The organism is Catalinimonas alkaloidigena (assembly GCF_900100765.1).
Taxonomy (GTDB): Bacteria; Bacteroidota; Bacteroidia; order Cytophagales; family Flexibacteraceae; genus Mooreia; species Mooreia alkaloidigena.
In genome coordinates this window covers 248897-262645 of the sequence record NZ_FNFO01000010.1, presented here as the reverse complement: position 1 = coordinate 262645, position 13749 = coordinate 248897, and the positions used below count along the sequence as shown (strand labels likewise).

Annotated in this window: 8 protein-coding genes; all 8 read left to right on the top strand. The window is 58.0% G+C overall.

The window, feature by feature from the left end; translation table 11 throughout:
* Positions 1-172 precede the first annotated feature (172 nt).
* Entirely contained in the window at positions 173-1093 is a 921-nt protein-coding gene (locus BLR44_RS22340) for a prenyltransferase (RefSeq protein ID WP_245706146.1), read from the top strand.
* A gap of 9 nt (positions 1094-1102) precedes the next feature.
* On the top strand, positions 1103-2245 hold the full coding sequence (locus BLR44_RS22335; protein ID WP_089686305.1) for a type III polyketide synthase: 1143 nt from the start codon (positions 1103-1105) through the stop codon (positions 2243-2245).
* Entirely contained in the window at positions 2238-2945 is a 708-nt protein-coding gene (locus BLR44_RS22330) for a methyltransferase domain-containing protein (protein WP_089686303.1), read from the top strand. Before BLR44_RS22335 ends, BLR44_RS22330 begins: the two co-directional genes overlap by 8 nt.
* Positions 2942-4090, top strand: a complete 1149-nt coding sequence (locus BLR44_RS22325) for an NAD(P)/FAD-dependent oxidoreductase (RefSeq protein WP_089686301.1) — start codon at positions 2942-2944, stop codon at positions 4088-4090. Before BLR44_RS22330 ends, BLR44_RS22325 begins: the two co-directional genes overlap by 4 nt.
* Before the next feature lie 219 nt (positions 4091-4309).
* Positions 4310-4915 (top strand): arylesterase, encoded by a 606-nt coding sequence (locus tag BLR44_RS22320; RefSeq protein WP_089686300.1) that lies wholly within the window; start codon positions 4310-4312, stop codon positions 4913-4915.
* Positions 4916-5000: 85 nt separating this feature from the next.
* The gene (locus BLR44_RS22315; RefSeq protein WP_089686298.1) at positions 5001-5597 is read left to right on the top strand and encodes an arylesterase; all 597 of its coding nucleotides are present in this window, start codon (positions 5001-5003) and stop codon (positions 5595-5597) included.
* Between the two features lie 166 nt (positions 5598-5763).
* The gene (gene ruvA / locus BLR44_RS22310; protein ID WP_089686296.1) at positions 5764-6363 is read left to right on the top strand and encodes a Holliday junction branch migration protein RuvA; all 600 of its coding nucleotides are present in this window, start codon (positions 5764-5766) and stop codon (positions 6361-6363) included.
* A gap of 22 nt (positions 6364-6385) precedes the next feature.
* Positions 6386-13720, top strand: a complete 7335-nt coding sequence (gene sprA / locus BLR44_RS22305; protein ID WP_245706145.1) for a T9SS outer membrane translocon Sov/SprA — start codon at positions 6386-6388, stop codon at positions 13718-13720.
* The last annotated feature ends 29 nt before the right edge of the window (positions 13721-13749 follow it).

Here is a 13749-nt window from a genome sequence, read left to right as displayed (position 1 = left end):
ACAAAACAGGCGAGCTTTCGGAAGTAGCACCAATGGGCTTCTTCCGAAGGCTCGTTTTGGTTGTAGGAAAGCACGCGCTCGAGGGCAGGGGTGGGGGCTTCGGTCGTAAGGAGTGCTAGCGAAAGCGAGCGAGTGATAACTCGGGGGGCGAAAGCGCCGTTTTTTACCTATCTTGACACACACCCTACGCTCCTCGTCCGTGCCTCCCTTCTGGAAAACCGATACCTTTCGACTGCTGCGGCTTCCCTTTTCGGTACACTTGCTGCCGATCTATCTTTTTGCGCTGAGCCAGACGCCGCAGATCGACCTGTGGCGCGCCCTAACGGTCTTTGTACTCTTGCACCTGCTCGTGTATCCGGCCAGCAACGGCTACAACAGCTACCAGGACCGGGACGAAACGCCGATCGGCGGGCTGGAGCACCCGCCGTTGCCCACCCGGCAGCTCTACAACGTTACCCTCATGATGGACGCCGCGGCCGTACTCCTGGGGCTGGTGCTGGGCTGGACCTTTGCGCTGATGCTGCTCCTGTACATCCTGGCGTCGCGGGCCTACAGCTACCGGGGCATTCGCCTCAAAAAATACCCGGTGCTCGGTTTTCTGACCGTCTTTGTGTTTCAGGGCGCTTTTACCTTCCTGTTGTCTTACCAGGGCATTAGCGGGGTCGCCTGGTCTAACATATTGTCGCCGGCGGTGTTATATGCTATGCTGGTCAGCAGTTGCTTTATCGGCGGCGTGTATCCGCTGACGCAGGTCTACCAGCACGAAGCCGACCGGGCCAACGGAGATCAGACCCTGAGTCTGTTGCTGGGCTTCCGCGGAACATTCCTCTTTTCGGGGGCGCTGTTTGGCCTGGCCACGGTCGGGCTGTGGCTGCTGTTCCGCACCAAAGAGCAGTTCGGAGCCTTCTGGCTTTTTCTGCTTTTTATGTTACCCGTGGTCAGCTACTTTACCGTATGGCTAGTTAATGTACGGCGCGATGTGCAACAGGCCAGTTTCCGGAACACCATGCGCATGAACCAGATCGCGGCCTGTTGCATGATTCTGTATTTCTTAACCCTAACGCTGGTCTACAGCCCCAGTTTTATTTTTTAACTCAACGCTATGAGCTTGATTGTCAGCATCGGAACGGCGGTGCCTCCTTATAAAAATCAACAGGCAGCAATCGCTTCGTTTATGGAAGATGCCTACCAGGAAACCCCCGGGGCACTTCGGAAGCTGCGGTTCCTGCACGAACACAGCGGCATCGACACGCGCCATTCGGTGCTGGCCGACTTCTCGCAGCAGTTGGGCGAACGGCTGTTTTTTCCGGTGCCGCACATGAATGGCTCGGAACCGAAAGTAGACCGGCGTATGGAAGAGTACGAACGGCAGGCCTTACCCCTGGCTACCGAGGCCATCCACGAAGCTGTAAAGTCGCTGGCTACCGTCGGCGAAGCCCTGAAGACCGACGAAATTACCCACCTGATCACGGTCAGTTGCACCGGACTCGTCGCGCCGGGACTCGACGTTGCCCTGGTGCAACAGCTTGGCCTGCCGCCCGACGTCTGGCGGACCAGCGTCAACTTTCTGGGGTGCAATGCGGCTTTCCACGCCCTGAAGCAAGCCGACCTGATTTGTCGTACTGATAATCAGGCAGTTGTGCTGGTAATTTGTGTAGAATTATGTACATTACACTTCCAGCCCTCGGAACAATCCGACCATCTGCTGGCAAACTCTTTGTTTGCAGACGGAGCTGCGGCGTCGGTGATCACCTCAACGACGCAGGCACGGCAAAAAGGCTGGTCCGGCTTGCACATCGACGGGTTTTACGGAACCCTGGCGCACGAAGGAAAAGAAGCCATGGGGTGGTTTGTCACGCCCAAAGGCTTTGTGATGACGTTGAGCAACCGGGTTCCATCTCTGCTTCTGAAACATTGTAACGATATGCTGGAACGCGCCCTGGCCCGCTTCCGGCTACAACGGGAACAGATCGGTCACTGGGCGATCCATCCCGGCGGGAAAAAGATCCTTGATGCGGTACAGGAAGCTTTTCGGCTCGAGGATCGGGACATGCAAACCTCACGCGAGGTATTACAGCACTTTGGGAACATGTCGTCGCCCACGATTCTGTTCGTGTTGCGGCACTACCTGGAAGCGCGCCTGGAAATCCGGCGGGCCGGGCAGCAACTCGCCAAGCTGTTCGCCGTAGGGTTTGGACCTGGGTTGAGTATGGAATCGGCCATTTTTTCCTACGTGTATGACTAGATTTACCTTTGCTGAACGTTCGTCGGAAGCGGAGCTTCTGGACGCCCCCGACATTCCTGCGGATCTCCTGCACCGAAACCTGCGGGAACTGCACATGATCAACGAGCGGCTGGGAGGGCACGCCATCACCATGCACGGGTTGGAGCAGCTCATCCAGCCGGGGCGCAGGCGCTACCACATTGCCGACCTGGGGTGTGGCGGGGGCGATACGCTCCGGGCCATGGCCGACTGGGGACGCCGCCGCAAGCTGTTTTTCCGGCTGACCGGCGTCGACATCAATTCCGATGCCATTCACTTCCTGAAACAACACTGCCAGGAGTATCCCGAAATCAAAGCCGTTCAGGCCGATTACCGGAATTACCTGAGCAACGGCCCCGAAGTGGACATCATCCACTGTGCGTTGTTCTGCCACCACCTGACCGACGAAGAAAACATCGAGCTGCTGCAATACATGCACCGGCACGCCCGTGTGGGCTTCATCATCAACGACCTGCACCGCCATCCGCTGGCGTATTACGGCATCAAAGCGTTGACGCGAATGCTGGGCGGTTCGTCGCTGGTGCGCAACGATGCACCGCTGTCGGTATTACGCTCATTCCGTTACGATGAACTGAAGTCGCTGCTGGAACGCGCGGGCATTAAGCACTACTTCATTCGCTGGAAGTGGGCCTTCCGTTACCTGGTGATCGTTCCTTCATGAGTGACGCTTCGCACGACAATCTGTTCGATGTCGCCGTGATCGGGGGCGGGCTGGCGGGCCTTTCGCTCGCGATTCAGATGGCCGACCAGGGCGCGCGCGCCATCGTTTTCGAAAAACAGACGTACCCGTTCCACAAAGTGTGCGGCGAATACGTTTCGATGGAGTCGTGGGATTTTCTGAAACGGCTGGGCCTGCCGCTCGATACGTGGGAGTTGCCCCGCATTACCCGCCTGAACATCTCGTCGGCCAGTGGCAATACGCTGAGCCGCGAACTGCCCCTCGGAGGCTTTGGTGTCAGCCGCCATCGCCTGGACCATGCGCTGGCCGAACTGGCGCGGACGCGCGGCGTAACGGTGCTGGAAAGTTGCCGTGTCGACGACGTCAGCTACGTCGAAGACTACCTGACCATCGAAACCGGGCTGGGTACCTTTCGGGCACGCGTGGTGGCCGGTGCGTTTGGCAAACGCTCCAACCTGGACCGGAAACTAAAGCGACAGTATCAGGCCACGGTCCACGCCCCGGAAGTCAATTACGTGGGCGTGAAGTACCACGTGGAAGCCGACATCCCCCCCGACTTAATCGAGCTGCACAGCTTCCGCGATGGCTATTGCGGCATTTCGCGCATCGAAGAGGGCAAAAGCTGCATGTGTTACCTGACGGCTGCCCACAACCTCCGCGAGTTTCGGGGGAACATTCGGAAGATGGAGGAAAATGTGCTGGCGCAAAACCCGTTTCTGAGCGAATACTTCCACAAAAATCGTTTCCTTTTTCCTGAGCCCGTCACCGTTTCGCAGGTGCGGATCGGCAGCAAACCTGCGGTCGACAACCACATCATGATGATCGGCGATGCGGCCGGTTTCGTGGCGCCGCTCAGCGGCAACGGCATGAGCATGGCCCTGCGGTCAGCCTACCTGCTCAGCGGACCGTTGCAGGAATTTCTGGACGGCCGCATCAACCGCATGCAGTTGGAGCACCAGCACGCTACCATGTGGCGGCGGCATTTCGGGATGCGCATCCGCTTTTCGCGCTACCTGCAACGCATTCTGGGCCGCGAGTGCCTCACCGAAACGGCCATCAGCGCCCTCAACCTATTCCCCTTCGCCGTCAAGCCCATGGTCCGCATGACCCACGGCCGGCCTTTTTGATGGGAAACTGAGAGCAAACCGGCTGGCCAGCCAAGTCCTGGCTTTTCGATCCGATTCTTCTTCACGCTTCGCGACGACACGAGCGGTGCGGCTGTTTTCTTTGTGAAGTCATCGTGCCTTATTCGGAAAACGACGGATGTAAGCTCGTGCACTAGATAAAGTTTATTTTGTATAATAAAATATACACTTTCTCCTTTTTAGAAATAGGAAAGGAGAATTATGAAAACCATTCTTTGTTTTGGCGACAGCCTGACGGCCGGATACGGCGTAGCCCCCACCCACGCGTACCCGGCCCTGATCCAGCAGAAGATTGAGGCCTTGGACTGGAAATTTCGGGTAGTCAACGCGGGCATCAGCGGCGATACCACGCAAGACGGACTGAACCGCCTGCACACCTGGCTGCAGGAACCCATCGATGTGTTTCTGTTGGAGCTGGGCGTGAACGATCTCTTCAGGGGCGTGGCTTTTCCGCAGGCCAAGGCCAATTTGCAGGCCATCGTCGATCGCGTGAAACTGATCCACCCGCAGGCGCAGCAAATCATGGTGGGGATGGAAGCGCCGCTGGAGCAGCTGCAACTGCCCTTCTTTCTGCCGCAGGTAGAGCGTTTTCGTCGCATGCACCGGCAACTTGCCGAGGCGAACGACATGGCTTTTGTGCCGTTTATGCTGGACCGGGTGGCGGGGCAACGCCATCTAAATCTGTTGGACGGCGTGCATCCCAATGCCGCGGGCTACCAACTGGTGGCGGAAAACATCTGGACCGTGCTGGAAGACGTGTTGGCGCAAACCCGGGAAACGGTCAAGGTCCTGAACGGCAAAGGGTAACGCCCACCGGCAACGCGGTAAAATAGCGGAGGAACCCACGAACAAATTACGGATGCTTTGCCTTTAGGTAAGGGAAAACATCCGCATGAAAACCATTCTTTGTTTTGGCGATAGCCTGACGGCCGGATACGGCGTGAAGCACGACGAGTCGTATCCGGCCCTGATTCAGCAGAAACTCGACCAGCGCGGCTGGGCAGTTCGCGTGGTCAACGCGGGTCTCAGTGGCGACACTACCCAGGGCGGGCTGAGCCGCCTTGCGTACTGGCTTCAGCAACCCTTCGACATCTTTGTCCTTGAACTGGGCATCAATGACCTGTTTCGGGCCGTGCCGCCGGCACAGATTCAGGCCAATCTGCAAACCATCATCAGTCGTGTGAAAGTCGCCCAACCGCAGGCGCGGCAACTTCTGGTTGGGATGGAAGCACCGCTGGCGGGGCTCACCCTCCCGGTGGTCGTTCCTCAGGTCGACGCCTTCCATCGCCTCTTCCGTTACCTCGCCGAAGACAACGCCCTTCCCCTGGTTCCGTTTCTGTTGCGGGGCGTCGCCGGGCAGCCACACCTGAACCTGATGGACCGGCTGCACCCGAACGCGGCGGGGTACCAGCGGGTGGCCGAAACCGTTTGGGAAGAATTGGAAAAAATCGTGTTGCCGCTGGTCAGTGCCTGTGAACCAAAACGATAGCTCCGGGGTGTTATTTGTTATGTTTTGATTGCCTTAAGAATCTGTCATTGAATTAGTTACCCCGTTTTTTTGGAGTGAGGGAAATCTTCTAAGTTTGTGGGATAAGCTATAGGAGGAGAGCGGCAATTCTTGTTACTTGCCTTTCTGCGACGCCACAACTGCGCTCATGATCGCCTACATCGAAGGGAAAATCGCCCACAAAGATCCCACGTACTTCATCCTGGATGTGCAGGGGGTCGGGTATCAGATTCGCATTTCACTCAACACCTTTTCGGCGCTGAAAGAGGCCAAAGGCGCGTGCAAGTTGTTTACTCATCTTCACATCAAGGAAGATGCGCATACACTGTACGGCTTTGCGGAGACGGCCGAGAAAAATCTGTTTCTGCATCTGGTTTCGGTTACAGGCATCGGTCCGAACACGGCCCTGATGATTCTGTCGTCACTGACGCCGGAAGAAATCTACCAGGCCATTGTTTCGGGCGATTACCGCACGCTGCAGTCGGTGAAGGGAATCGGGACCAAAACGGCACAACGTGCCATTCTGGAACTGAAGGATAAAATGAAGAAAGAAAATCTTTTTGCCGATTTCCTTGCACCCGATACGGCCGTGGAGCACAATACCGTTCGGGAGGAGGCGTTAGCAGCTTTGATGACGCTCGGCATTCCTAAACCTACCGCAGAAAAGAACGTCAGTCAGATCCTAAAAACCAGAGGATCTGCCCTTTCGGTAGAGGAAGTCATCAAATTAGTGCTTAAATCAGCTTAGACGACTACAGCAAAACAGCGAGGTGCGATCAGTCTTACAACTACCTTTTTTTGTACTGATTCTGACGGGTTTATGGGGATGGCTGTGGCAGGCCCGACCTGCAAATCCAGGTCATAGCACCAAGCCGGTGCCGTTGGCACAGGTGCCGCTGGCGTTGCCGCCCGACACCCTGCCGCCCGATACGCTGCTGCCCGACTCGACCGACGAACGAAAAGATACCGCCTACCGGCGCAGTGCCCATCCGGTGTTCAAGCTTTCGGACCGTTACGGCGATCCTTTCGCCAACCGGACGCCGCGTTCGCCTTTCATGCTCAAATTGCCGAGCAACATCGAGCCTACACTGGAGGTGGACGACAGCCTGAAAAGTTACGCGATCGACGAGAAGTTCGGCGAAACCGACTACCGTGCTCCTTCGACCATGACGTTCGAGGAGCTGCAACGCTACCGACAAAAGCAACTCTCGGAACAATACTGGCGCAGCCGCTCCGAAGGTCTCGACGGCGAAAGTGCCGTGTCGGGACGCAACCTGATTCCCAAAATTTACATTTCGCCCGTATTTGACCGGATTTTCGGCGGCAACTTCGTCGACATTCGCCCCAACGGTTCGGTCATGCTCGACTTTGGCGGGCAGTTTCAGCGGGTCGACAACCCGGCGCTGCCCATTCGGGCGCAACGTTCCGGCAACTTTTTGTTCGACAACCAGATCAACATGAACGTGATCGGGAAGATCGGGGAGAAGCTGCAACTCAACATCAACTGGGACACCAAAGCTTCATTCGATTTCGAGAATAACATCCGCCTGGAATACACCGGGTTCGATCACGAGGTCATCCAGAAAATCGAGGCCGGGAACGTCAGCCTGCCCATGAGCAGCAGCCTGATCAGCGGCGGGCAAAACCTGTTCGGCGTAAAGGCGCAGTTGCAGTTCGGGCGCTGGAGTGTGACGGGCATTGCTTCGAACCAGCGCGGCAAAAGCGAAACCATTTCGGTCACGGGCGGAGCGCAAACGCGCGAGTTTGAAATTCGGGCCGACAATTACGACGACAACCGCCACTTTTTCCTGTCGCACTTCTTCCGGCAGAACTACGAAAAGTGGCTCAGCCGGTTGCCGCTGATCAACTCCAGCGTGCAGATTACCCGCGTCGAAGTGTACGTCACCAACCGCAACAACGTCACCAACTCGGTGCGCAACGTGGTGGGCATGATGGACCTCGGCGAAACCGACAGCGTGTACAACGATCAGCTGGTGAACGTGCTGCAAGCCGGCGACAACGTCCCGACGGCCAACGGCAACAACGACCTGTTTCGCACACTACAGGCCCGGTCGGAGGTGCGCAATTCGCAGACAACGGCCAGCTATCTGGAAGAAGTGGGCTTTGCCAACAACACCGACTTTTCGTTCATCAAAAGCGCGCGTCGCCTGGAAGAGGGGCGCGACTTCACGTTGCAGAGCCAGCTGGGCTACATCTCGCTGATCACCCCCCTGCGGAACGACGACGTGCTGGCGGTCTCGTACGAATACACGTACCGGGGCAAGACTTATAAAGTAGGCGAAACGGTCGAAGACTACCAGGGCGCCGACGACAACCAGACCATCATCCTGAAACTGTTGCGGCCCGCTTCCGTGCAGCGCGACGTTCCGATGTGGAACCTGATGATGAAAAACGTCTACAACCTGAACGCCAGCCAGCTTTCGGCCGATAACTTCAAGTTGCGGATCATTTACAAAGACGACGCCTCCGGGGTCGACAACCCAAGCCTCCACGAAACCGCCATTGCCGACAAGCCTCTGTTGCAGGTATTTGGACTGGACCAGTTGAACCCGGCGCGCGAGTTGCAGGTGGACGGGAACTTCGACTTTATTGAAGGCGTGACGATCGACCCGACCAACGGGCGCGTTTATTTCCCGCGACTGGAGCCCTTCGGTTCGTACCTGGCGTCGCAGCTGGGCCCTCCCGGCGAACCGCAGACCCAGGCCTGGATCGACAAATATGTGTTCGACGAACTGTACCGCTCGACGCGTTCCGATGCCCTGTTGTCGGCCGACAAAAACAAGTTCTTCCTGAAAGGGTCGTTGCAGTCGTCGTCGTCCAACGAGATTGCCCTGCCCGGCATCAACATTGCGCAGGGTTCGGTCGTGGTGCTGGCGGGGGGCGTGCCGTTGCAGGAAGGGGCCGATTACCGCGTCGACTACAACCTCGGGCGCGTCACGATCCTGAACCAGGGCGTGTTGTCGTCGAATCAGGAAGTAAGCGTACGGTTCGAGAAAGCCGATCTGTTCAACTTCCAGCAGCGCTCCCTGTTTGGGGCACGCACCGAATACAAGGTGTCAGAAAACCTGCTGTTCGGCGGAACGGTGATGCACCTGAACGAACGCCCCATCATCTCGCGCGTCTCGGTGGGCGACGAACCGACCAACAACACCATCTGGGGGGCCGACATCAACTGGAAGCGGGAGTCGCGCTTCCTGACGCGCATGATCGACAAGCTGCCCATCGTGCAGACCAAAGAGCCCTCGCAGATCAGTTTCTACGGCGAAGTGGCGCAGTTGCTTCCCGGCGCGGCCAAGTCGCTCGACCCGGCCCGGAAAGACAATTCGGGGCGCTCGTTCCTGGACGATTTCGAAGGCTCGGAAACCGGCTACAACGTCGGAAACCGGCCGTTTGACTGGATGCTGTCGAGCACGCCCTCGGTCTTTCCGGAGTCGAAAACCAACGGGCTGGAGTTTGCCTACCGGCGTGCCAAACTGGCGTGGTACAGCATCGATAACGTTTTCTATTTCCCGAACGCAACCCGCGGGCGTCCCGAAGGGATTTCCGACGCGGACATGGCGAACCACTACGTCCGGTTTATTGGCTGGAACGAGATTTTCCAGCAGCGCGACAAGCAGGCCGTCAACCTGAACCAAACCACCTTCGACCTGGCGTACTATCCCGATGAGCCTGGTCCCTACAACTACAACCCCAACCTCGATGCCGACGGCACGTTTGGCAGCGCCTATCCCCCCGAGCGCAACTGGGCGGGCATTACCCAGGCCATCAACTTCGATACGGACTTCGACAACGCCAACGTTCAGTACCTGGAATTCTGGCTGCTCGATCCGTTCATTTCGGGGCCGAACGGCCGGGAGGTAATTGCCGGTCCGGATGCCAACGCGGAAGGCGGCGGGCAGTTGTACATCAACCTCGGTAACGTGTCGGAGGATGTGATGAAAGACAACCAGCACGCCTTCGAAAACGGGCTGCCGACGCCGGACGATCCGGCCGAAGTGGTCGAAAACGAATGGGGACGCGTCACGCAACAGCAGTTTCTGACCAATGCCTTTAATAATACCGCCGGTGCGCGCGACGCACAGGACATCGGACTCGACGGGGTGAAAAGTCAGGATGGAGCCGCGCAGGAAGCCAGCTACTTCAGCGACTTTCTGAACAACGCCCGGGGAAGGGTAACCGACGCCACGGCCCTGTCGGCGCTGGAGCAGGACCCCTCGCGCGACGACTTTACCCACTACCTCGACGGTCGCTACGACGAGGTCGGGGCCAAGGTGTTGCAGCGCTACAAGAATTACAACAACATGGAAGGAAACTCGCCCGCCAACGACGGGAACAGTTTCTACACCCCTGCCTACACCAACCTGCCCGATAACGAGGACCTGAACAGTGACAACACCGTGAACAGCCTGGAGTCGTACTACCAGTACCGACTCGACCTTCAGCCCGGGCGGTTGCAGGTAGGGCAGAATTACGTGGTCGATCAGGTAGAGGTCACCAGCGAAAACGGCCAGCCCGTCAACTGGTACCAGATCCGCATCCCGATCCGCGACCTGTCCCAGCCGGGTGCTGCGAAGGTGGGCAACATCTCCGATTTCAAAACCATCCGGTTCATGCGTCTGTACATGACCGGGTTCCGCAGACCGGTCATTTTGCGGATGGCCGAGATGCAGATGGTGGCCAACCAGTGGCGCGAATACACCAAAGAACTGCGCGAAGAGGGCGAAGGTTTTGAGCCGGAAGACAACTCCACGTTCCGCCTGTCGACGGTCAATATCGAAGAGAACGGCGATTTTGTGGAAGGGCAGCTGACGCCTTACGTGTCGCCGCCGGGCGTGCAGCGCGACCGCGACGCAACGTCGATTGTCCAGCGTCGCCTCAACGAGCAATCGCTTTCGTTATGTGTGGACGACCTCGCCGAGTCGCAAGCGCGCGCGGCGTTCAAAAACGTGAGCTTCGATTTCCGCAACTACAAGCGGCTGAAGATGTACCTCCACGCTGAGGCGCAGGACGCGCAGACCGGTAACGAACAGATCTCGGCATTTTTCCGCCTCGGTACCGACCTGACCGACAACTACTACGAAATTGAAGTACCGCTGACGCTGACACCACCGGGGACTTCGGGCGATCAGGCGGACGTCATCTGGCCGCGTGCCAACGAAATCGACATTGCCTTCGAAGAACTGTACGGGCTGAAGGCGCAGCGGAACCGCGACGGAGTCGATCCGTTGGCGGTCTACCCCACCGGTGGTTTTGCCGTAAACGGCGAAGATTCCGATCTGAAACAGATCATCCGCGTGAAAGGAAACCCGGACCTGAGTTCGGTGCAGACCATGATGATCGGGATCAGAAATCCGACCTCACCGGGCGATCCGTTCGACAAGGCCGTCTGTATCTGGGCCGACGAACTGCGCGTAACCGACTTCGACAAACAGGCGGGTTGGGCGGCCGTGGCGCGCCTGAACATGAAGCTTGCCGACGTGGCGACGGTGACTGCCGCCGGCCGCTACGAAACCATCGGCTTCGGGTCGATCGACCAGAAGATTGCCCAGCGGGCGCAGGCCAACACCTCGCAGTTCAGCATTTCGTCGAACGTGGCGCTGGACAAATTTACCCCTCAGCGGCTGGGCATGCGCATTCCGATGTTTGTGAGCTACGACGTGCGCAACGTAGAGCCGCGCTTCGACCCGCTCGACCCCGACGTGCCCTTGGAAGCGTCCATTTCGTCACTGCCGGAAGACAAACAGGACGAATACCGCCGCATTGTGCAAACCCACACGGAACGGAAAAGTCTGAACTTTACGGGAGTACAGAAGACAAAGGTTAACCCGGAAGCCAATTCGTACCCGTGGGACATCGAGAACGTGAATTTGACCTACGCGTTTTCGGAAGAGATCAACACAAGCCCCACGCGCGAACTCTACGTTTACCGCAACACGATGGGAGCCGTCGGTTACAACTACAACAGCAGCCTGCCGCCGTTCGAGCCCTTCAAAAACGTCAAGTGGTTGAGTTCGCCTTACCTGAAGGCGATCAAGGAATTCAACATTGCACCGTTGCCCAGCAACGTCGCCATCCGCGCAGAGCTGACGCGTCAGTTCCAGAAAGAACAACTGCGGGGTGCCGACGTCTTTGCCGAAGTGTCGCCGGTGCTACCCACATTCGAGAAGGCCTTCACGTTTACCCGTACCTACGCCGTGACGTGGGCGCTGACCAAGGCCCTGTCGCTGACCTATAACGCCAACGTGCTGGCCTTGATTGACGAACCGCCGGGCGACGTGACCGAAGCCGTGCGCGACAGCATCTGGCAGAACGTCAAGAAGCTGGGCCGGATCAAAAACTACAACCAGACCATCCTGGCCAACTACCGCCTGCCGCTCGACAAGCTACCGCTGACCGACTGGGTGGCGGCCGATATTCAGTACTCGGCGGGGTACAACTGGCAGGCGGCGCCGCTCGGACTTTCCGACGACAGTTCCAACACCTTTGGCAACGTAGTCCAGAACAACCGCTCCACAGCGCTGAACGGCCGCGTCGACATGCTGAAGTTGTACAACAAGGTCAAGTTCCTGAAAGAGATCAACTCCCCCACACCGCAGGCCCGGGGCCGGGGCGGACAACCCCCTCGCCCGCAACCCAAACCCGGTGCCGAGGCGGCCGCCGACTCTACGGAGAAAAAACGCCCCGAACTGAAAGGGTTGAAGGCCGTACTGCGGGCGCTGATGACGGCCCGTTCCATCAACTTTACCTACTCGCGGCAGGAAGGGACGCTGCTGCCCGACTATTTCCCCACGGTGAGCTATTTCGGCATCGACCGGGCAACGGGCGCGCCCGGCTGGCCGTTTGTGCTGGGAAGCCAGGACCCCGACATCCGTTTCACGGCGGCGCGCAACGGCTGGTTGGGCAACAGCCCGGACCAGAGCCGTGCCTTCGACCAGTCGCTGAACGAGAGTTTTACGGCCAACACCCGCATGGAGCCGTTCAAAGACTTTGCCGTGCAACTCCAGTTGCGCAAAACCAAAACCACGGCGTATTCGGAGTATTTCGTGTGGGACCCCGAACAGGGCACGTACGTGTCGCAGAGTCCGTCGAAAAACGGCAACTTCAGCATGACGTTCATCTCGATCAAAACGGCCTTCAGTCCGGAAGATACCGGCCGCGTGTCGGGGGTGTTCCGCGAATTCGAAGCCAACCGGGCCGTGATTCTGGATCGTCTGAATCGCGACAATCCGGGGTCGGATGGGGAGTCGTTCTACTCGCTCAACCACCAGGACGTGCTGATCCCGGCCTTCCTGGCGGCCTATTCGGGCCGTGACGTAAGCAAGGCCAGCACGGCGCTGTTCCCGCGCATTCCGCTGCCCAACTGGCGACTTGATTATGCCGGCCTGAGCAAACTGCCGGCGTTGAGCAAAACGTTCTCGGCCATCAACATCAAGCACAGCTATGCATCTACCTACGCGGTGGGCAGCTTCCAGACGTCGCTCGATTATCCGATTGGTGCGCTGACGCTCGACAACAACATTGAGTACTACAACAACTCGCAGTTTGCCACCATCCGCAACCCGTCCGATACCACCGGCGCGGCCATTCCGCTCTACGTCACGCAGCAGGTAACCATTCAGGAGCAGTTCAGCCCGCTGATCGGGATCGACCTGCGTACCAAAAGCAAACTGACTTTCCGCCTCGATTACAACCGCGGACGCAACCTGGGCCTGAGCCTGACCAACCGGCAAATCACGGAGGTAACCAACCAGGATCTGGTATTCGGCTTCGGCTTCAACAAATCGAACCTGCGCCTTCCGTTCCGCGTGAACGGCGAAGCAGTGGTGCTGAAAAACGAAGTGCAATTCCGGACCGACCTGACGTTCCGCGATTCCCGCACCATTCAGCGGAGCATCGACGGGCTGAACCAGATCACAGCGGGCGTCTTCGATTTCCAGTTCCGTCCTCAGATCAACTACCAGGTGAACCAGCGCCTCAACCTGCAAGGGTATTTCGAGCGCATCATCACCAACCCTAAGATTTCTACCTCTTATCCGCGGCGCAACACCCGCTTTGGCATCCAGTTGCGGTTCGCGCTGTCTTAACAGAAGAGACACGATACAGAAAAGGCTAC

What these genes read in the sequence shown, in the direction of transcription:
- BLR44_RS22335 (WP_089686305.1), top strand. Translation starts at nt 1,103, where the DNA reads ATGAGCTTGATTGTCAGCATCGGAACGGCGGTGCCTCCTTATAAAAAT.
- BLR44_RS22330 (WP_089686303.1), top strand. Translation starts at nt 2,238, where the DNA reads ATGACTAGATTTACCTTTGCTGAACGTTCGTCGGAAGCGGAGCTTCTG.
- BLR44_RS22325 (WP_089686301.1), top strand. Translation starts at nt 2,942, where the DNA reads ATGAGTGACGCTTCGCACGACAATCTGTTCGATGTCGCCGTGATCGGG.
- BLR44_RS22320 (WP_089686300.1), top strand. Translation starts at nt 4,310, where the DNA reads ATGAAAACCATTCTTTGTTTTGGCGACAGCCTGACGGCCGGATACGGC.
- ruvA (WP_089686296.1), top strand. Translation starts at nt 5,764, where the DNA reads ATGATCGCCTACATCGAAGGGAAAATCGCCCACAAAGATCCCACGTAC.
- BLR44_RS22315 (WP_089686298.1), top strand. Translation starts at nt 5,001, where the DNA reads ATGAAAACCATTCTTTGTTTTGGCGATAGCCTGACGGCCGGATACGGC.